The organism is Halomonas sp. ALS9 (genome assembly GCF_001651035.1).
Taxonomy (GTDB): domain Bacteria; phylum Pseudomonadota; class Gammaproteobacteria; order Pseudomonadales; family Halomonadaceae; genus Vreelandella.
Window position 1 is genome coordinate 147140 of sequence record NZ_LXRG01000065.1, and the last position, 19645, is coordinate 166784.

23 protein-coding genes and 1 riboswitch are annotated in these 19645 nt (G+C 51.5%); of the genes, 11 read left to right on the top strand and 12 right to left on the bottom strand.

The window, feature by feature from the left end:
- Window positions 1-3: 3 nt before the first annotated feature.
- Genes A6R74_RS04790 through A6R74_RS04800 form a run of 3 tightly spaced genes read left to right on the top strand, consistent with a single transcriptional unit; the run spans window position 4 to window position 2617 of the window.
- A complete protein-coding gene (locus A6R74_RS04790; protein WP_251041205.1) occupies window positions 4-861 on the top strand; it encodes a cobalamin-binding protein in 858 nt (285 codons plus the stop codon).
- Window positions 861-1847 (top strand): FecCD family ABC transporter permease, encoded by a 987-nt coding sequence (locus A6R74_RS04795; RefSeq protein ID WP_064233320.1) that lies wholly within the window; start codon window positions 861-863, stop codon window positions 1845-1847. The genes A6R74_RS04790 and A6R74_RS04795 overlap by 1 nt, the downstream gene beginning before the upstream one ends.
- Window positions 1847-2617 (top strand): ABC transporter ATP-binding protein, encoded by a 771-nt coding sequence (locus tag A6R74_RS04800; protein WP_064233321.1) that lies wholly within the window; start codon window positions 1847-1849, stop codon window positions 2615-2617. The genes A6R74_RS04795 and A6R74_RS04800 overlap by 1 nt, the downstream gene beginning before the upstream one ends.
- 47 nt (window positions 2618-2664) lie before the next feature.
- Here the strand turns inward: A6R74_RS04800 and A6R74_RS04805 are convergent, their stop codons facing one another.
- Window positions 2665-2955 (bottom strand): type II toxin-antitoxin system RelE family toxin, encoded by a 291-nt coding sequence (locus tag A6R74_RS04805; protein WP_064233322.1) that lies wholly within the window; start codon window positions 2953-2955, stop codon window positions 2665-2667.
- Between the two features lie 431 nt (window positions 2956-3386).
- On the opposite strand from A6R74_RS04805, the gene A6R74_RS04810 reads away from it, so the two are divergent.
- From A6R74_RS04810 to pcaF, 4 genes are read left to right on the top strand one after another with little or no spacing between them, the layout of a single operon-like run.
- On the top strand, window positions 3387-4226 hold the full coding sequence (locus A6R74_RS04810; protein WP_064233323.1) for a 3-keto-5-aminohexanoate cleavage protein: 840 nt from the start codon (window positions 3387-3389) through the stop codon (window positions 4224-4226).
- Window positions 4223-5191, top strand: a complete 969-nt coding sequence (gene hemB, locus A6R74_RS04815; RefSeq protein ID WP_064233324.1) for a porphobilinogen synthase — start codon at window positions 4223-4225, stop codon at window positions 5189-5191. The genes A6R74_RS04810 and hemB overlap by 4 nt, the downstream gene beginning before the upstream one ends.
- 28 nt (window positions 5192-5219) lie before the next feature.
- Window positions 5220-5879 (top strand): alpha/beta hydrolase, encoded by a 660-nt coding sequence (locus A6R74_RS04820; protein WP_064233325.1) that lies wholly within the window; start codon window positions 5220-5222, stop codon window positions 5877-5879.
- 8 nt (window positions 5880-5887) lie between these two features.
- Window positions 5888-7096: a 3-oxoadipyl-CoA thiolase gene (gene pcaF, locus A6R74_RS04825; protein WP_064233326.1), complete on the top strand. Its 1209-nt coding sequence runs from the start codon at window positions 5888-5890 to the stop codon at window positions 7094-7096.
- Here the strand turns inward: pcaF and A6R74_RS04830 are convergent.
- The 3 genes from A6R74_RS04830 to A6R74_RS04835 all read right to left on the bottom strand — a co-directional run bounded on the left by A6R74_RS04830 (window position 7093) and on the right by A6R74_RS04835 (window position 9951).
- The gene (locus A6R74_RS04830) at window positions 7093-8019 is read right to left on the bottom strand and encodes a DMT family transporter (RefSeq protein ID WP_064233327.1); all 927 of its coding nucleotides are present in this window, start codon (window positions 8017-8019) and stop codon (window positions 7093-7095) included. The two genes, pcaF and A6R74_RS04830, sit on opposite strands and share 4 nt — an antisense overlap.
- Before the next feature lie 58 nt (window positions 8020-8077).
- Entirely contained in the window at window positions 8078-8902 is an 825-nt protein-coding gene (locus tag A6R74_RS22180; protein ID WP_082906598.1) for an AraC family transcriptional regulator, read from the bottom strand.
- A gap of 158 nt (window positions 8903-9060) precedes the next feature.
- Entirely contained in the window at window positions 9061-9951 is an 891-nt protein-coding gene (locus A6R74_RS04835) for an NAD-dependent epimerase/dehydratase family protein (protein ID WP_064233328.1), read from the bottom strand.
- 133 nt (window positions 9952-10084) lie between these two features.
- Here A6R74_RS04835 and A6R74_RS04840 point away from each other — a divergent pair, with 133 nt between their 5' ends.
- The 4 genes from A6R74_RS04840 (at window position 10085) to A6R74_RS04855 (ending at window position 11802) form a co-directional block, all read left to right on the top strand.
- A complete protein-coding gene (locus A6R74_RS04840) occupies window positions 10085-10363 on the top strand; it encodes a type II toxin-antitoxin system RelE/ParE family toxin (RefSeq protein ID WP_064233573.1) in 279 nt (92 codons plus the stop codon).
- Between the two features lie 19 nt (window positions 10364-10382).
- Complete coding sequence (locus tag A6R74_RS04845; protein WP_064233574.1) at window positions 10383-10664, top strand: HigA family addiction module antitoxin; 282 nt, start codon at window positions 10383-10385, stop codon at window positions 10662-10664.
- An 83-nt stretch (window positions 10665-10747) separates the two neighbouring features.
- A complete protein-coding gene (locus tag A6R74_RS04850) occupies window positions 10748-10939 on the top strand; it encodes a tautomerase family protein (protein ID WP_064233329.1) in 192 nt (63 codons plus the stop codon).
- A 251-nt stretch (window positions 10940-11190) separates the two neighbouring features.
- Entirely contained in the window at window positions 11191-11802 is a 612-nt protein-coding gene (locus A6R74_RS04855) for a Yip1 family protein (RefSeq protein WP_082906599.1), read from the top strand.
- Between the two features lie 33 nt (window positions 11803-11835).
- Here the strand turns inward: A6R74_RS04855 and A6R74_RS04860 are convergent, their stop codons facing one another.
- The 8 genes from A6R74_RS04860 to A6R74_RS22190 form a co-directional block, all read right to left on the bottom strand.
- A complete protein-coding gene (locus A6R74_RS04860; RefSeq protein WP_064233330.1) occupies window positions 11836-12600 on the bottom strand; it encodes an ABC transporter ATP-binding protein in 765 nt (254 codons plus the stop codon).
- On the bottom strand, window positions 12600-13664 hold the full coding sequence (locus A6R74_RS04865) for a FecCD family ABC transporter permease (RefSeq protein WP_064233331.1): 1065 nt from the start codon (window positions 13662-13664) through the stop codon (window positions 12600-12602). Before A6R74_RS04865 ends, A6R74_RS04860 begins: the two co-directional genes overlap by 1 nt.
- The gene (locus tag A6R74_RS04870) at window positions 13661-14677 is read right to left on the bottom strand and encodes an ABC transporter substrate-binding protein (RefSeq protein WP_064233332.1); all 1017 of its coding nucleotides are present in this window, start codon (window positions 14675-14677) and stop codon (window positions 13661-13663) included. Before A6R74_RS04870 ends, A6R74_RS04865 begins: the two co-directional genes overlap by 4 nt.
- Before the next feature lie 64 nt (window positions 14678-14741).
- Window positions 14742-14933, bottom strand: a riboswitch (cobalamin riboswitch).
- Between the two features lie 394 nt (window positions 14934-15327).
- The gene (locus A6R74_RS04875; RefSeq protein WP_064233333.1) at window positions 15328-15924 is read right to left on the bottom strand and encodes a DUF2931 family protein; all 597 of its coding nucleotides are present in this window, start codon (window positions 15922-15924) and stop codon (window positions 15328-15330) included.
- Window positions 15925-15927: 3 nt separating this feature from the next.
- Window positions 15928-16383 (bottom strand): DUF2931 family protein, encoded by a 456-nt coding sequence (locus A6R74_RS04880; RefSeq protein WP_240488166.1) that lies wholly within the window; start codon window positions 16381-16383, stop codon window positions 15928-15930.
- A gap of 143 nt (window positions 16384-16526) precedes the next feature.
- Window positions 16527-17126: a DUF2931 family protein gene (locus tag A6R74_RS22185; RefSeq protein ID WP_082906600.1), complete on the bottom strand. Its 600-nt coding sequence runs from the start codon at window positions 17124-17126 to the stop codon at window positions 16527-16529.
- Window positions 17127-17129: 3 nt separating this feature from the next.
- On the bottom strand, window positions 17130-17726 hold the full coding sequence (locus A6R74_RS04885) for a DUF2931 family protein (RefSeq protein WP_064233335.1): 597 nt from the start codon (window positions 17724-17726) through the stop codon (window positions 17130-17132).
- Window positions 17716-19488: a type VI secretion system PAAR protein gene (locus tag A6R74_RS22190; RefSeq protein WP_240488167.1), complete on the bottom strand. Its 1773-nt coding sequence runs from the start codon at window positions 19486-19488 to the stop codon at window positions 17716-17718. Before A6R74_RS22190 ends, A6R74_RS04885 begins: the two co-directional genes overlap by 11 nt.
- Between the last annotated feature and the right edge of the window lie 157 nt (window positions 19489-19645).

Below are 19645 nucleotides of genomic sequence, written 5' to 3' on the forward strand. Positions count from 1 at the left end.
CTAATGTCGGCAGCGTCGTTGGGTCACGATCACTCGCGCTGCGTTGTGGATGATCGTGACCGTGAAGTGTGTCTTCATAACGCTGCCCAGCGCATCGCCACGCTCTCGCCCGGCGCCACTGAACTGACCTATGCGGCGGGCGCAGGGGATCAAGTGGTCGCCGTCGTCTCTTTTAGCGATTACCCGCCGGAAGCCCAACAAGTGGTCTCGGTGGGCAGCCATACCCGAATTGATCTAGAAACGCTGGTGAGGTTGGCACCTGATCTAGTCATTGGTTGGGTGACCGGCAACCCCGCCGAACAACTTGAAACCCTTGAAGCCCTGGGCATGCCTGTGTTCTATATCGAACCCCGCGATGTAGCAGGCGTGGCCAGTGCCATTGAGCGCTTGGCGCGATTGGCAGGCACTGAGGTGGTCGGGCAGACGGTGGCCGATAATTTCCGCGACACCATGGCCGCGCTTGCGTCGCGCTACCGAGATCGCGACCCAGTAACCACGTTCTACCAAGTGTGGGATGAGCCGCTAATGAGCATTAACGACCAGCACCTGATCGGTCAGGTGATCGAGATTTGCGGTGGTCAAAATGTGTTTGGCGGGCTGTCGCGGCGGGTGCCGCGTATCGATGATGAGGCCGTGTTAGCCGCGAATCCTGAAGCAATTGTTGCCGGGGGTATGGGCGAAGAGAATCGCCACTGGCTGACCCACTGGGAGCAGTACCCCAATCTGAAGGCCGTGGCCGAAGACAATCTCTTTTTTGTGCCGCCTTCGTTGATCCAACGGCCTACGCCGCGGCTGATGGAGGGCACACAGATACTCTGTGAGAAGCTGGATATTGCACGCCAAAAGCGTGGGCGCAGTTAATGCTTTCACGCTTGGGTCTGCCGCTTAGCCTGCTATTACTAGCGGCGTTGGCGTCGCTGATCATCGCCCTTGGAGTTGGCAGTGCGCAGATTTCTCCGGCGCAAATTTGGGACGTTGCACTTGGTCATATAGGGCAGAGTGGAGATGACGCTCTGGCGCGCACCATGGTGATGGAGTTGCGCCTACCTAGGGCACTCTCGGCGTTTGCTGTCGGCGGTTTGTTGGCGGTCGCGGGCGCCTTGATGCAGGTACTACTGCGCAATCCTCTCGCTGACCCTTATGTGCTGGGGCTTTCCGGCGGTGCCTCGATTGGCGCGCTGGCGGCCATGCTGGGTGGTCTCGGCGGGCTGGCGATTTCAGGTTCGGCCTTTGGCGGTGCGCTTTTTTCTACTTTTTTAGTGTTTGGCTTGGCCCACGGCAGCGGAAGTTGGACGCCTTCGCGATTACTGCTTACCGGCGTAGTGGTCGCGGCGGGGTGGGGCGCGGTGATTACGCTAATGCTGGCGATGAGCCCCGCCGAACGCCTGCCGGGCATGCTCTACTGGCTGATGGGCGATCTCTCCTACGCGCGAACACCTTGGCCGCCGCTTCTACTATTATTGGCTACCTGCGTGGTACTGATTCCGCTGGGGCGTAGCCTGAATGTGCTGGCCCGTGGCCCGCAGCAAGCCGCCGCGCTGGGCGTTGCGGTTAGGCCGCTGGAGTGGGGTATTTACGTTGCCGCCAGCCTGCTCACCGCTGCGGCCGTGACCACCGCAGGCAGCATTGGTTTTGTCGGGTTGGTGGTGCCGCATATGTTGCGCCTGCTGTTAGGCAACGACCAGCGACTGATACTGCCTGCCTGCGCACTGGCGGGCGGCACGCTTTTAGTGCTGGCCGATACTCTGGCGCGCACCATGATCGCCCCGGAACAGCTGCCCGTTGGGGTAATCACGGCACTATTGGGCGTGCCCACCTTCCTGTTCCTGCTCTACCGGAGCCGCTGATGAGCGTACTGGCTACCCGAGACCTCATCATCGACGTGCCCGAACGCGCAGGAGGTACGCCGTTAAACCTAGTCATTGAACCAGGCCAGGTGTGGGGAGTGTTAGGCCCTAACGGGGCGGGTAAAACCACGCTGCTGCATACCTTGGCAGGGCTGCATGCTCCACGTTCAGGCAGCGTTCAACTCAACGACACAACGCTTGGTCAACTGCGCCGCCGCCACATCGCCCAGCGTTTAGGCGTGGTATTTCAAGATCGCCAGGATGGATTCCCGGCGACCGTGCTGGAAACGGCACTGATTGGTCGCCATCCCTACCTATCCCCATGGCAGATGGAGGGCGCCGATGACTACGCCCGCGCCGAAGCTGCTCTGGAGTGCCTGGATGTGGCGCATCTACGTGACCGCTTGGTCAGCACGCTTTCTGGCGGCGAGCGCCAGCGGGTGGCAATAGCTACTGTACTGACCCAGGCGCCCAACCTGTGGTTGGCCGACGAGCCCACCAACCATCTTGATCTGCACCACCAGAGCGCTGTAATGACGCTGATGGCGGAGCAGGCTGCCAAGGGGCAAGCCGTGGTGATGTGTCTACATGACTTAAATCTGGCGGCGCGCTGGTGCGACCATATTTTACTGATCTATCCTAATGGGGAGGCGTGCTGGGGCCCGCGAGATAGCATGCTGGTGCCCAGTGCTTTAGTACGCCTCTACCGCCAGCGACTAGCAGTGGTAGAAGTGGATGGCGCGCCGGTGTTTGTGCCGATAAAAGGGTGATGCTGATTTTAATCCGCTGCCAAATCATCAAATGCTGCGGGAAAAGGTTATTTAACGCGTTGATTGGCAATCTTATTGACTTCTTCAACGCGCCTGGCCCCCACGGTGATAATTAATACCTGAATGGCGTCACCGTCCACTTTGTAAACAATGCGAATGTTGCCGGTGCGCATCCGCCGACATCCCGCCAGGGCACCCCGTAGCGGTTTTCCAAGTTTACCGGGTTCTCCGTCGCGGATGCGTTCCTCGATGACGTCAAGGATACGGTTAGCGGCGGCAGCACCCAGCCTGGTCAAATCCCGTTGGACGTCAGGGTGGTAAATAACCTGCCAAGCCATTGATTATTCGCCCTGGCTGAAGAGCAAGCGCATATCGTCGTGGGAGACCGCCTGGTCAGCTTGGAAGATTGCCAAGCGGTCTCGAGCGGCAGAGCTTCCAATTCGTCTATCAACTTCTGGTACTCCTGAACATTCATAAGGACGGCTGCTGACAGGTTGTCTTGGTACTCAATTAGAAAACGCTTTGACTTTAAATGTACGGTAGAAGTGATGGCCCACCATGAAAGCTCCTCAACCATCTAGTGAATGTATTGCACTCTGGGTCTACGTTCACCCAGCTATTGAAAAATAAATAATAAACCATTGGCTAAATTGTTTTCACGGAATTTTCTTTTTCTAAACAATTTATGTCTTAAGTGAAAAAGTCATTCGTTGAGTTTCAGGAGGATAATAAGCGTTGTGTTGTCAACCGTTATAAAGAGGCCGTACGAATGGAAAAGCTCATTATTACCGCTGCAGTAAACGGTGGAATAACCTCACGCGGAAAAAATCCAAGTGTTCCTTACACTCCTGAAGAAATTGCTGAGTCTGTCTACCAGTGCTGGCAGGCTGGTGCGAGTATTGCCCACATACATGCTCGCGACTCGGAAGGTAGCCCAAGCTACGACTTCAATGTATGGAGAGAGATTGTTGAGAGAGTTCGCGAACGCTGTGATATTTTAATTAATTTAAGTACTTCCGGACTAAATCTTCCTCCACATTTAGCTCCAGAAGAGGCATGGAATCATCTTTCTCTATGCCCTGAAATTGCATCTTTTAATTGCGGGTCAGTTAATCATGGGGCTAAGCCGTTTGTTAATCCACCTGCATTGGCTAAAAAACTTGCCGAAGATATTAATAGGTTCAACGTGATTCCGGAGGTTGAGGTTTATCACTCAGGTGTAATTAACGAAGCGGTATCTTTGGGAAAGGAGGGCTTTCTGAAATTACCGATGCTCTTCTCTTTTGCTATGGGAATTCATGGAGGTGTGACAGCCGAATGTAAAAATTTAATGAATCTTATAGATAATATACCTGATGATAGTATGTGGTCTGCTATAGGGATTGGTAGAAAACAGCTGCCAATTAATATACACACAATACTTCTTGGAGGTCACGTCCGCACGGGGCTGGAAGATAATGTTTATTATAATAAAGGGGAGTTAGCAACTGGAAGTGCTCAGCTTGTGGAGCGCATCGTTCGCATTTCACGTGAGCTTGGGCGTGATATTTCAAGTCCCGATGAAACCAGGGAGGCCATCGGGCTTAATTTTGAGAGGGCAGTTGCATGAATATAATTCATCGCCCCCGCCGGATGCGTAAAAATAATGAATTTCGTCAACTTGTTAAAGAAAACGGTTTAACTCTGAGTGATTTAGTACAACCTATATTTGTCGAGGAGGTTGCAATTGAGCGTACTCCTATAAAGGAACTCCCAGGTATTTGTCGAATACCTGAATCATTGCTTTGTGAAGAGATAGAGTCACTTTATGAGCTAGGTATCCGTTACGTCATGCCATTTGGAATATCCCATAATAAAGATGGTCTGGGTAGTGATACTCTTTCCAATGATGGGTTGCTGGCACGCATGATTCGTACCATTAAGGAATGTAGATCCGATATGCTGGTTATTCCAGATATCTGTTTCTGCGAATACACCACTCATGGCCATTGTGGAGTAGTTACGGAAGGACAAGTTGACAACGACAAAACTGTCGAAAACCTAGTTAAGCAATCCCTTGTTGCTGCTCAAGCAGGTGCTGATATGTTAGCACCATCATCTATGATGGACGGGCAGGTGGGGGCAATACGTCATGCACTGGATAAATCTGGTTATACCGAGGTTGCCATACTGGCCCATGCGGTAAAGTTTTCATCTGCTTTTTATGGCCCCTTTCGTTCCGCAGTTGACTGTAAGCTTGAAGGCGATCGTCTAGGTTATCAAGCGGATAATGCAAATGGCCGTCAGGCTATGATTGAAGCCCGCCTTGATGAGGAACAAGGGGCTGACATCCTGATGGTAAAACCTGGTATGCCATATTTAGACGTCGTTAGCCAACTTCGAAATCGCACTGATCTTCCTTTAGCTATTTACCAAGTAGCCGGTGAATATGCCGCTATCAAATTCGGCTCGCTAGCTGGTGCTTTAGATGAAAAAGAAACCGTCATGGAGGTCATGACAGGTTTCAAACGTGCAGGTGCCGACATTATAGTTAGTTACTATACGCGCCAAATAGCTCAGTGGATAAGGAAATAACCGCAATTAGGATATAAAGGTGAATATAATGGATGCATGTGATAATAAATATATCTCAAAGTATATTGGAGAGAAGCTTTCACCTGGTAAAAAGGTTGTAATACTTCTTCACGGGCGACGTCAATCTCCAGATGATTTTTTCGACATAGCAAAACAAATTGGTATTTTGGAAGCCACTTGGATCCTTGCATGTGCACCAGGGAAAACTTGGTATCCGCACAGTTTCCTTCGCGCTATAGAAAAAAATCAACCTCATTTAGATGATGCATTGAACTATATTGAATCTATAGTTGAAAATTTGATTGAAAGCGGCATTAGAGAAGAGAATGTCTTTCTAGTGGGCTTCTCTCAGGGTGCTTGTGTTGCCAGCCAATATTTATTTAAATTTAGAAGAAGATTGGGTGGAGCGTTTATCTTTACTGGTGGGATATTCGGGCCAGAGATAAATGTGAAGAAAGAGGATGATTCCAGTCTTTTAGGTATGCCCATTTTTATCAGCGGAAGCATGACCGATAGTTGGGTTCCTGCATCGCGAATTATAGATACAGCTAACTGTTTTGAAAATCTAGGAGCGAAAGTAAAAGAGATTGTCTTTGAGGAAAGGAAACATCTGGTTTCTAGTGAGGAAATTGAAGAGTCTAAAAGATGGTTTGAAAAAATACTGAATTCGATGCATGAGAAAGAGTGAGATTGACTATGACTAATTCCTTTATATGTGATTATGTTAGAACACCTATTGGTAAGTACGCTGGCTCACTTTCAAATATTAGAGCCGATGATTTAGCAGCTATTCCTCTGAGAACTCTTAAGTCTCGTTATTCTAACATAGAATGGAGTTGCTTAGATGATGTTATAATGGGATGTGCTAATCAGGCGGGAGAAGATAACCGAAATGTAGCTCGAATGAGTCTATTGTTGGCAGGATTTGATATTGGTGTTCCTGGAACCACCATCAATAGGTTATGTGCTTCAGGTATGGATGCCATCGCTATGGCCTCCCGTTATATCAAGTCAGGTGAAGCAGAACTATTGCTGGCTGGGGGAGTCGAGTCTATGTCCAGAGCACCATTGGTTCTGCCGAAGCCTGAACAGGCCTTCTCTCGACATGCTGAAATATATGACACTACGATTGGCTGGCGTTTTATAAACCCAAGAATGGACTCAGTGTATGGTGTCGATACCATGCCAGAAACTGCAGAAAACGTTGCAAGCCAATTTGGTATCGAACGAGAAGAGCAGGACAATTTCGCATTTTGGAGCCAACAGAAATACAAAGTTGCTTCAGAAGCAGGGGTGTTCAAGGAGGAAATCACTCCTGTTGAGGTCAAAATATCTCGCCATGAAACGCGTCTTATAGAACACGATGAACATCCTCGTGCTACCACTCTTGAAGGCCTTAAGCAACTAGCTACGCCATTTCGGAAGGAAGGTGGCACAGTCACTGCAGGCAATTCGTCTGGCGTTAATGATGGAGCCGCAGCGCTTTTGGTTGCTTCAAATAATGCCGTTTTGAAGCACAATTTAAAACCACGAGCGCGTATTGTCGCTAGCGCTGCTTCGGGAGTTCAGCCCAGCATCATGGGGATTGGGCCAATACCTGCCGTAAATAAGGTATTGAACATAGCAAAAATGACCCTTGATGATATAGATGTACTGGAGATAAATGAGGCTTTTGCATCCCAGGCGCTTGCCGTTGTCCGAAAGCTAGGATTAGACGATAAAGATCCACGCATCAATCCTAATGGTGGAGCCATTGCTCTTGGACATCCTTTGGGCATGAGTGGTGCCCGTTTGGTGGGCACCTCAATTAATCACCTCCATCGTATCCATGGGCGCTATGCGCTGTGCACTATGTGTGTAGGTGTTGGACAAGGAATGGCTATCATTGTTGAACGCTGTGACTAGCTAGACTTAATTTTCAAAGCTGTCCCGCGAGCATAATGTTTGCGGGACATGATGAACAAACCTGCACCTACCAACGCACCGCCTATAATCTCGTGCCATTCAGGGCGTTGTCCGATCAACATGAATGCAACCAGGGCAGCGAATAGTGGACAGAGAAACAGGAAGCCGCTCGTATGCACGGAGCCGCCAATCTTTAACGCCGCAAACCAAAGCCCTATCGCCCCAGTCGATGCGGGAATTGCCAGCCACATAAACATTCCCCAATGGTAAGCATCAGTGGGTAGGGAAAAAGGCTGTTTGCTTAATGCTGCTATCGCAATAAGCAGCAGAGAGCCAAGCAGCATCTGCCAGAAAGTGACTATCCAGGGAGAATGCGTAATTGCAAATTTCTTGCTTAACACGGTGGAGGATGCCCAGCAGGTTGAAGCTAACATAACAAACACTTCCCCATGCCCTATCCCATGGGTTCCGTCACTGTCGAGACCAATGCAGATCACCACGCCAACAAATGCAAAAGCTAAGCCTAACAAGGCAAGTGCCGAGGAGCGTTCCCCCAGAATCAGCCAGGCTAAGACAACCACTATTAGAGGATTACTGGCCATTAGGATAGCTGCTATTGAGGAGGTAGTCGCTGTTAGTCCAATATTGAGCAGCGACATTACTCCCGCAGTCTGAAACCCACCAATTATTAACAGTTTTATCCAAGGAAGGTCTTTAAAAAATATCTTATGCTTTCGCATTTGCATCAAAACAAAAGGCGATAAAGATACTGCTGCGATAAGGAAGCGAGCAGATGCTAACCACAAAGGCGACATATCTTCCATGACGATCTTTGTGCTGACAAAAGAAGATCCTTGCAGAAACGTGGATGCGATTATCAGAAAGTAATAGTGCTCAGTCAGTGGTTTTAGCGAAAGCTTCATATATTCCTCTACCTGCTATTTCAATAAGTAGAGGAACAATATCAATCTCATTCGAATCTTATTCTTCCGTACACGACAATTTTATTTGAGAACGGGACAGGTCGTTCAAATACTCTCGCGGGGATTTTCCCGTTACACGCTTGAACATGACAGTAAACGCTCCTTGTGAAGCATATCCCAGATTTTCAGCAACTTGGCTGACACGTTCTCCGGTGCTTAAACCCGAAATAGCACTTATGATGCGCACCTGCTCCCGCCATTGGCTAAAAGAAACACCTGTCTCGCTGCGAAATAGTCGGGTTAACGTACGAGTGGTTGCTCCCACCTCATTCGCCCAATCTGCCAATGAGCGTACATCCCCAGGATTTTCCAGCAACGTATCGCATATTTTTTTCAAGCGCTTATCTCTACCCATGGGAAGCTTTAATCCAGCCTCAAATGCATGCCTCATTTCTTCCAGTGTTAGTCTCAATAAGCGCTCTTCAAAACTGTCAGGCTGGTAATTTATCGGGAAATAAGAGGCTCGGATCAGTAGTTCCCGCAAGAGCGGGGTGACACCTATACCTACTGGGTGACTAGGTAGGCTTAAGATAAATGACTCGACATTGACATATAATGTTCGTAAAGACACCGATGTGCTGGCACTCATTTCATGGTCTACGTCAGGGGGCATCCATACGCCACGAAACGGAGGTAGCAACCAATATTCATCGCAAGTTTTTAGTCTCATGGTACCTGCGCTGGCATATATCAACTGCCCACGCTGATGTTGATGTGGAGGAATATGATGGCCCGCAGGGTACTCTTTGGACATTGATACCACTGGGTTTTTTGCATTTTCCCATTTGTCAAGGTGCTCATTTGGTGAGTGGTCAGTATTCATTCATTCGGGGCTCAATATTTGAAAAGAAATAGATGGTAATGCCTCTGTGATCGTACCAACTTCAATCAGTTTTCATATAGAGTCTGTTGACGCTGCCGCGCGCGCCGCGATGAAGCGTCAACAGAGCCTAGCATAACCCCTTATTTTCCCAGTTGGCTTTACTGCTCCATCTCATCCCGCCAGGAGTGGCGCGGTGCAAAGCCGACCAAGCGACGCGCTTTTTCGTTGCTGTAGAAGGTCTCAAATTCGCCCATTTCGCGCTTGATCGGTACGCCAGCGTAGAAGCGGTCGATGACTTCGGGGTTGGTCAGGCCCATCGAAAGGTCGTCATTGGCTACGTTGAATACCTGGTAGCCCAAGCCGTCTGTCTTCAGGCAGCAATCGACCATCTGGCCAAGGTCGCGGGCGTCGATGTAGGCGAAGATATTGCGCCGACGCAGGGCGGGGTTGTCCATGTAGGCCGGAAAGTTCTGGCGGTATTCGTGGGGTTCGATAACGTTGTTAATACGTAGGCCGTAGATGTCGATGCCCGAGCGTGCCTGGAAAGAGCGCGCCGTTACCTCGTTGACCACCTTGCTCATGGCGTAGCTGTCTTGAGGCACGGTGGGGTGCTCTTCATCGATGGGGAGGTAGTCAGGCTTCTTTTCGCCATCGGCGAAACAGACGCCATAAGTGGTCTCGCTGGAAGCGAAGATGACCTTGGGAATGCCCAGTTTGGTGGCGGCATCTAGAACGTTATAAGTGCTCAACGTATTGATACGGTAGGTCTCGTTGTCTGGCCGGTGCAGGATAGCGGGAATAGCCGCGAAGTGGACAATGGCATCGTAACGCGGCACGCCAGTGCCTGGCTCCAGTTCGTCGAACCCGGCGTAAGCCTGGCAAGCATTGAATACTTGACCTGCATCGGTCAGGTCGGTCTTCAGGGTGGTAATGCCGGGCACATCGGACGACACCCAATCCAGGTTGGTAACACGGTGGCCTTGATCGCGAAGATACGCCGTCGCATGACGACCAGCCTTGCCACTGCCGCCGGTGAATAAAAGTCGCATAGGAATATCCCATCAATTAATAGAATGAACCACTTCACCTTAGCAAAGAAAAGTCGGTTCCGTCGGGCTCTAAGCATGGGAAATGTTGCAGGGCCGTCTTGCTAAGCGTGATGTGATAAGTCACACTTGCAAGATGATCATCAGCTTTCGAAATAAAGGCTTGCGCGCCTTTTTTGAGACGGGCACGACTAAGGGAATTCGCGCTGACCATGCCAAACGTCTGGGGCGGATTCTTGCGCTGCTTAATCGCGCCGAAGACCCCGAGGCGGTGAATCTACCGGGCTGGCGACTGCATGCACTGAAGGGCGAGTGGACAGGTTTCTGGTCGATCACAGTTAGCGGCAATTGGCGGGTGATTTTTCGCTTCACGGGCTCGGATGTTGAGCTGGTCGATTACCTGGACTATCACTAGGAGATGGCATATGACTCACATGCACAACCCCCCGCATCCCGGTGAGACGCTACGCGAGGATGTGTTGCCAGCGCTAGGTATTAGTGTGACGGAAATGGCTCGACGCTTGGGTGTGGCGCGGGAAACGCTGTCGCGGATTCTGCATGGGCGAGCACCGATTAGCCCCGACTTGGCGGTTCGCCTGGAGCGGGCAGGCATTGGCCGGGCACGAGCCTGGCTGGCGGTGCAGAGCGATTACGAACTATGGCAGGCCGAACATCGCACCCAGCCGGTTATTGAGCGCTTCGCAGACCTAGCGTAAAGCTAGTTTTGGAAAGTTTTTACCCAAACAAAATAGATCAATGAGATAAGGCGCCCACCCACCAGACCCAGGGAGATATAAACATGCCAATCGTGACTATTCAGCAGTCGCCGCGTTCAGTCGAAATGAAGCGTGAACTGGCCCATAAAATCACCGAAGCGTTCGTGCAAGCTTATGAAGTTTCACCTGATGCGGTGCAAATTTTCTTTGCTGAAACCAGCCATGAGAATTGGGCAAAAGGGGGCGAGCTAGCGATTGATTGGAAAAAACCGTAGAGGCCTGCCACTTTTCCGGATGTCTGCGGTGGTCAATGGCGTGGTCGACGCTAACTGGCGTCGCTGTGGATACTCTCTGGGCGTATTTCTCACTAACAATGGATTAAAGCCTCTCCTAAAATAATGTTTGTGTTCTACACTAAATTTGATTCGGTGCTTTGTTGGTCTGCTCGATCAACGTCTGACCCTAACAGCCTGACCCTAATAACCTGATCCTAATAACAATGCATCTACAAAATCGGGAGGTCGTTATGATCCATCATGTTTGGGGGCTTCTCCATCATCCTGAAAAAGAGTGGCATTTGATCCGTGGCGAGCATGAATCTATCAGCCATCTCTATGCCCACCATGTCCTGTTACTCGCTGCTATTCCCGTCGTCTGTGCGCTGATAGGCACTACCCAGGTCGGCTGGACGTATGGTGGCTCTGAAACCTATAAAGTCTCACTTCCCAACGGTATTGCATTAGGCGTGGCTTTTTATGCGTTGATGCTAATGGCTGTGGGGGTGGTGGGCAGTATGATTCATTGGTTGGCCCGTCGTATAGAAAACCGCCCCAGCCGCCGTGATTGCCTTATTTTTGCGGGTTACATTGCGACACCGATGTTCTTGTGCGGCGTTTTTGCCCTCTATCCGGCTTTTTGGTTCTGTATGCTGGGGATGGTGATCGGGCTGCTCTACAGCGCCTATCTACTCTATAAAGGAACCCCCAGCTTTTTAGGCATCAGCCATGAGCGCGGGTTTATCCTGTCAACAACGACGCTGGGTATCGGTGTTTTGGTGCTGGAGGCGCTGCTCGTAGTGATCGTACTGCTGTGGAGTATGGGCACGGATCACAGCGTGGTGTGGCATCTTTTCCGTTAAAGGGTTTTCCTACATGCTTGAAGCAGGCGCTAGCTAAATCGCACTACGAAACCGCATGACCTGCTTGCCATCAACAGGGTCATCAATCACATGGGTATACACCCCAAAGGTTTGTTGTAGCCTGCTGGTGGTGAGGACGTCTTCTGGGGGGCCGCTGTCGATCAGGCGGCCGCCATCCATCACGCCGATGCGATCACACTCCATGGCCTGGTTAAGGTCGTGCAACGAGATAATCACCGTAATCGGCAACTGCCTGACCAGTTCAAGGATCGACAGCTGATGGCGGATATCCAGATGATTGGTGGGTTCATCCAGTAGCAGGATTTTCGGCTGCTGGGCCAATGCCCGGGCAATATGCACCCGCTGGCGCTCGCCGCCTGAAAGGGTGTGCCAAAGTCGATCCGCCATATGCGTCATATCGACATCCACTAGCGCCTGAACCACGATGGCGTCATCTTTAGTTGACCAGGGGCGTAGCGCGGTAAGAAAGGGCGTCCGGCCCAGCGCCACTACGTCGTGAACGCTAATTCTATCGGTAGTGTCGGCCTGCTGCTCGACTAAGGCAATAGACTGGGCAATCGCCCGTTGCTTGAGGGTGTGTAGAGGTTGGCCATCAATCAGTACTCGCCCTGCCTTGGGTTTGTTCAAGCCTGCCAACAGGCGAAGCAGCGAGGTTTTTCCCGAGCCGTTCGGCCCCACCAGACCATAGGTTTGGCGGGGTTCGACGGTAAGGTTGACGTCAATAAGCAGAGGCGTGCCATGCACCGCCCAGGCGAGTTGTTCAGTTGATAACTGCATTATGACCTCTTGCCGCGCACTAGAATCAGCGCAAAAGCAGGCGCGCCGATCAGCGAAGTAATCACCCCGATAGGGAGTACCTGGCCGGGCACCAGCACCCGGGAAAGAATATCCGAGCCGATTAAAAACACCGCACCGGCCAAGGCAGTTGCCGGTACCAGCCGGGTGTGGCGGCTACCGACGATAAAACGCATGGCATGGGGAATCACCAAGCCCACAAAGCCAATCGCCCCCACAATAGACACCATCACCGCCGTGACCAGTGCCATAGCAATAATCAGCATGCCACGCACTGGGCGCACCGCAATCCCCATGGAGGCGGCGCTGTCGGCACCGAAGGTAAAGGCATCCAGTGAACGCCGGTGCCATAGGCAAACCAGTAGCCCGAACAGTGCGGCAGGCACCGCCAAGGTCACATCGGCCCAGCGCACCCCGGAGAGATTGCCCATCAGCCAAAACATAATGCCCCGTGCCTGCTCGGCGCTTGCCGACTTGGTGATGATAAAAGCTGTCAGCGCATTGAACAGCTGCGAACCGGCAATGCCTGCCAAAATAATCGCCCCTGCAGCCTGAACGCCGCGCCCGCCGCCTACACCGCTATTGGCCGCATGGGCGAGCATCACTACGATGCCAAAGGCGAGGAGGGCGCCCACAAAAGCGCCCAGGGAAAGCGAAAGCGCTCCCGCGCCTAATCCGGCCACTGCTACGGCGACCGCGCCGGTAGAAGCCCCAGCAGATATGCCCATTAAGTAGGGGTCGGCCAAAGGGTTGCGAAGCAGCGCCTGAAGTACGACCCCCGCTAGCGCCAGGCTGGTGCCGCAGCAGGCGGCCACAACGGCACGACTAAGCCGGTAGTTCCAGATAATCCCTGCATCGATCCGGTCAACCGCGTAATCCGCACCCAGTAGCTGATTGGCGAGTACTTTGAGAATGGTATCAACGGGAATCGGCGTTTCGCCGATGGCGGTACCCGCGATTAGCGCCGCCACGAGCACCAGCGGCGTGATCCATAGCCAACGCAGCCCAAAGCCCGACGTTGATAGCCGCGTTAACGCTATGCTCATTGGTCAAATGCCATCGTCGATAGCGCCTCGGCCAGTGATTCCAGGCCGTAAATAGTGCGCATAGTCGCGCTCATGGCATGGGCATCCATCTCCACGATGCGGTTGTTTTTAACCGCGCTCATTTCGCTAGTGACCGGGTCACTGCGCAGGAACTCACGCTTGGCTTCAATATCGTCAGCGGGAAAGCGGCGGCGATCCATGTGGGCGATCACGAGCACATCAGGGTCAGCTCTTGCGATGCTCTCCCAGCCCACCGTGGGCCACTCCTCATCGGACTCAATCACATTATGAATGCCGAGTTTGTCCATCATATAGCCCGGCGCGCCCAACTGGCCTGCAACAAAGGGACTAACCCCTAGGTCTGTCGATGAAAACCAGAATGCCGCCGACAGGTCTTCCGGTAGATCAAGGCTGCTCGCTAGAGCAATAGCACGCGCTTCACGGTCAATAAGATCGGCCACCAGCGCTTCGCCAGCGTCTTGTACATCATAAATCTGGGCAAGCTCGGTAATGCCTTTATAGATCGAATCCGTTGAGAAAGCGGCCGTGCGGGTACCATCGCCACCGGTAGAGTTATCCTTGGTATCGCAGTCGGCGGGCATAATATAGGTGTTAATACCCAGCTCATGGAATTGCTCACGGGTGGCGACGCTTCCGGTGGGGCCTACGTGCCACTCGTATTGCACGGCCACCAGGTCAGGCCGTTTATTGACCACGGCCTCAAAGCTTGGGTCGTCATCGGCGATCCGCTCAATCGCTTCATTGGCTTCAGTAAACGCGGGCAGAACCGGGTTGAACCACACCGAGGTGCCGTTCACTCGATCAGCTAGCCCCAGTGAATAGAGGATCTCTGTGGCTGATTGGCCCACCGTCACCGTTCGCTCCGGGGGCGCCGTCACGCTGAACTCTACGCCGCAGTTGTTGAGCGTAAGCGGGTAGTCGGTGGAGGCGTAAGCCGCCTGGGCAAGGCCAACAGCGCTCGCGGCGATGGCCGTGGTCAATCTCAACATCATGTACACTCCCGTGCATGATGAGCTTGGGATTCGGCCAGCAAATACTGACCGAGCCACTTCGCTCAATGTAAGTAATATGTCGGCAGTTCTCCTGACTGACGGGTCATGGCTAGCTCGCCTTCCCAGACTATGTGTCCAGTGGCATTAAAGAGCATCGCTCACCGCCTACAGTTGCGGGGGCAGTTCCGTTTCGCGGCAAGCCGCGGCGGATTCTCTATTAAGTTCCGTGGGGAACACCGACACTGGCCATTCTAGGTGGCAGGTGGGTAGCGAACAACAGAAAGCCTAAGGATCTTATGAGACCCCGCAATATATGTAATGTTATAACATTATATTTTGAGTGCGTGTAAAAATCCAGCAGCATTCTTAACGTGAACTGACATACGGCCTCGCAAAGTTAACGGCTTGCAACAGATTGGCCTCCCCGCCATGCCTTCCTCTAAACTGAACGCCTTTTGTATTTCCACTTCTTTATGAATGGTTTTATTATCACTTGGCTAGTTAGCATGAATTATATTCAAGTGCCACATTCCCTGGATCAGTTGGCTAATAGTGATCGGTTAGTGGGCTTGGCAAGATCACGCGGTGGTTAGAGTTAGGCACAGGGCCACTAATAAGGCCCGAAACATCGAAGATTTAGTCGCGATTCATTACTCACCAGGACTGGGAAAGAGTCCTTCGCTAATAAATTGTTCGGTTTGGCTTCGGTATCGACTTGGGTCGCCTTCCACTACGTTCGCTTGCGCATTTTCAACGATGGGGGTGCTGAAATCCTGACTGCGATCTTGATCGCATTGCAAGCAGAATGCTTCCCACCACACAAGTGCTTCACCTTTCCCTGAAAAACCTACAATAAGTGTGTGTAGATAGTGAGGTTGTGGAAATTCCTCATACAACTCTTCAACACGATCACTAAAATCTTCTGGAAGCGAAAGATCAATTTGGTGAAAAGTTTTGGTTCTGTAAGAATACCAGCGCGCTTGTACCGATTTGGGAGCTGGCTTTGGCGATAATATTACCATTGCTCCCCCTGGTGGGCTGTCGTCGAACCCTCCTCTAAGGATGCCTCCCGGAGCACTCCAGTTATTGTCAAATGTGAGTTCTTCAACTCTGACTGGCCAAGCTGTGGGGCCACCTGCCACTGAAATAACAAAATTATATTCACGGGGTTCGCTGGAGCACGCGGTGGTTAGGGTTAGGGACAGGGGTACTAGCAAGGCTCGAAGCATCGAATATTTAGCCGTCATTCATTACTCACCAGGCCTGGGAAAGAGCCCTTCGTTAATAAATTGTTCGGTTTGGCTTCGGTATCGACTTGGATCACCTTCCACTACGTTCGCTTGCGCACTTTCAACAATGGGGGTGCTGAAATCCTCACTGCGATCATAGCCACAGTCCATGCACCTTACTCGCCACCACACAAGGGCTTCTCCTTTTCCGGAAAAGCCCACAATAAAGTAGTGTCGATATTTGGGTTCAGGGTACTTCTGGTACCACTCATCAACGCGGTCACTAAAATCTTCTGGAAGCGACAGGTCAATTTGATAAAAAGTTTGGGTTCTGTGTGAAAACCAGCGGGCTTGTACCGAATCGGGAGCCGCCTTCGGCGAAGCCAATACTACTAATGCCCCACCCGGTGGATTATGGTCAAAGCCAGCCCTGAGTATACCTGCCGGAGCCCCCCAGCTATTGTCAAATGTGAGCATCTCTACCCTGGATGGCCAGCCTGGGGGGCCACCAGCGACTGAAATGCCAAAATTATATTTACTTGGTTCGCCGGAACACGCAGTTGCTAAGGGTAGGCAAAAGGCTACTAGCAAGGCTCGAAGTATCGAAGATTTAGCTGCCATTAATCACCAGGTCTGGGAAAAAGACCTTCGCTAATAAATTGTTCGGTTTGGCTTCGGTATCGACTTGGGTCGCCTTCCACTACATTCGCTTGTGCATTTTCAACGATGGGGGTGCTGAAATCCTCGCTTCGATCATAGCCACAATCCATGCATCTCGCCCGCCACCAAATAAGGGCCTCACCTTTTCCGGAAAACCCAACAATTAAGTAGTGCCGATATTTGGGTTCAGGGTATTTTTGGTACCATCCATCAACACGGTCACTAAAATTTTCTGGAAGTGAAAGGTCAATCTGGTAAAACGTTTCGGTTCTGTACGAAAACCAGCGTGCTTGTACAGAGCTGGGTACCGCCTTTGGCGACGACAATACCACCATTGCTCCCCCCGGTGGATTGTGGTCGAAGCCACCATCTATACTGCCTGCCGGTACACTCCAAGTATTGTCAAATGTAAGCCTTTCCATCCAGATTGGCCATCCAATCGGCCCTCCAGCTACTGAAATGCCAAAATCATATTCACGAGGTTCGCCGGAACACGCGGTGGTTAGGGTTAGGCACACAGCTACTAGCAAGGCTCGAAACATCGAAGATTTAGCCGTCATTCATTACTCACCAGGATTGGGAAAGAGCCCCTCGTTAATAAATTGTTCGGTTTGGCTTCGGTATTGGCTCGCGTCACCTCCCACAACAGACGCTTGTGCATTTTCAACGATGGGGGTGCTGAAATCCTGACTGCGATCTTGATCGCATTGCAAGCAGAATGCTTCCCACCATACAAGTGCTTCACCTTTCCCTGAAAAACCTACAATAAGCGTGTGTAGATAGTGAGGTTGTGGAAATTCCTCATACCACTCTTCAACACGATCACTAAAATCTTCTGGAAGCGAAAGATCAATTTGGTGAAAAGTTTTGGTTCTGTAAGAATACCAGCGGGCTTGTACCGAGTTGGGAGCTGGCTTTGGCGATAATATTACCATTGCTCCCCCAGGTGGGCTGTGGTCGAACCCTCCTCTAAGGATGCCTCCCGGAGCACTCCAGTTATTGTCAAATGTAAGTTCTTCAACTCTGACTGGCCAACCTGTGGGGCCGCCTGCCACTGAAATGCCAAAATCATATTCACGAGATTCGCCGGAACACGCGGTGGTCATGGTTAGGCACAGAACCATTAATAAGGCTCGAAATGTCGAAGGTTTAGTCACCATGACTCACCTGCCCCCTTGGCTGTGCTGCACGCTGGGAATTGCTTAGAAAAAAGCGCCGTATCCGATTCGGCTCTGGCCTATGGGCAATAGACTCAAAACTGGTAATAGGCCCAACGCGGTAAGAAGTATGAATATAATCATAAAGATAATCACGTGCATTCATTAAGTCGCCACCAGTGGTCTGCCACTGATTAAGGGCATCTTGCAACGGGGCGGGTATGGGATAATCATCCATAGAGTCTAAAGGCACGCCCGCATTAACTGCGTAATCGTACATTTTATGCAAAGCGTAGTAAGACAGCTCCTTGCGGGTAGGGCGGCGCTCCACGGCGATAACATCGCTTCCTTCTACTCGTGGCTGAATATTTCGTGAGTCTGCGGCGTTAAGTTCCGTAATCTTCTGCTGGGCAGACTGAATTGTTCGAGGGTTAAGACCATGCCCCTGATACCGCCTTACCTCAAACCGTTCATAGTTATGAAAGTCCACTTCAGGGTTCTCATAACCCCCACCCACATCGGAATGAACCCCCGGCAAGGCTACTTCTATAAAGTTGCCGGGCAGGCCGTTACTCCCGCTTATCTTTGACAGCGGAAAGTTTGTGCGGATTTCATGAAAGGCGGTTAGGTGAACAACCTGCTCGGCGCTATGGGCTCCTATATTCAAGTTGAAATCAAAGTTCTGATCATTACCAGGAAAGTAAAAACTGCCCACCGTATCAAACAAGCCGACAAACCCGACGCTAGCGTTAACGCCTTGAGGAAAAGCAGCCACCTCCCTGTGCTCTATTCTCGGTTGCGGCCACCATTTAAGCTCAGGTAGCACTATGCTCTCCGGCCAAGCATTGACCAGATTGACGAAGTGCCTAGCCAGTGCAGCACCGCGGCTGAATCCAAATACATCAACTATAACTGTATCGTAGGTCTCACTTAATAGTATTCTGCGCAATCTATTTAATACAGATTCAATACGAGCATGCCCACCCGTGGCCCCCAAACCTAATGCCAGCCCCCAACTATCTTCCGGCGCAACAAAGCCGTCATCGGTCTCTTCACCATCAACTGTGCCGGGGCCCTCAACATATATCCTTTGCTCGGTTCCTCCAGAGCCTAAGTCACGGTAAAAGTCGTACAATCGAGCCACATTGGTAATATCACGATCCGTAAGCCGTTGGTCGTTCTGCATATGGTTGCCCGTGCCGTCGAAGAACACCCCCAGCCGTAGGGTTCTGGGTGAGTCTTCTTCCTCATTTGTCGCTTGGGATTGCGACGAGTCACCCGTCCCAGTCTGTCCTTCCTGCCCATTGTGCAGTGCGCTTGTACCCGGCTGGCGGGTAGTACGGAGAAGCAACGCTTGGTTAAGTCGAGCATTAGTGGCTGATTGGTGAGCGTTAGCACTGCTGGAATTAGCGTGCAATGCCGTCGCAGCCCCAACTCCAGCCCCTTGCAGAGAGCGAGAGGGTGTCGCTATCTGATCATCGCCGATGATCACACTGCCACTGCCTATAGTAACGCCACCACAGTCGACTGAGCCGCCGGTGAGGGCGGCGGGCCTGCCGTTGATAAGTACGGTGGTTGAGCCACTGGCGATAGAGCGCGGGTGAGGAGGATGGTTCGGCTTGGCGTGGGGTTCCAGAGGGTCACCCACCCGTCCTACGGGTTTGCTGTCAACAAAAACATCCGGCGAGCCAGCGGTGACTGGTGAGGGCGGAAAGTTCTCGTGATCCGTGCCCATATCACCCACGACGACAATTTTCTTACTCACTCCCTGTCTCCCTTCTTTCCTTTAAGAGTGCATATCATCTTTACTAACGGTTAATTAGCATTAGCTTAATGGAGCGCGGCGCAATATGAAAGTGTACAGGCAAGTATAATGAGCCTTTAAACCAGTACGGCTCATGGCAGCGGAACAGATTGGCCTC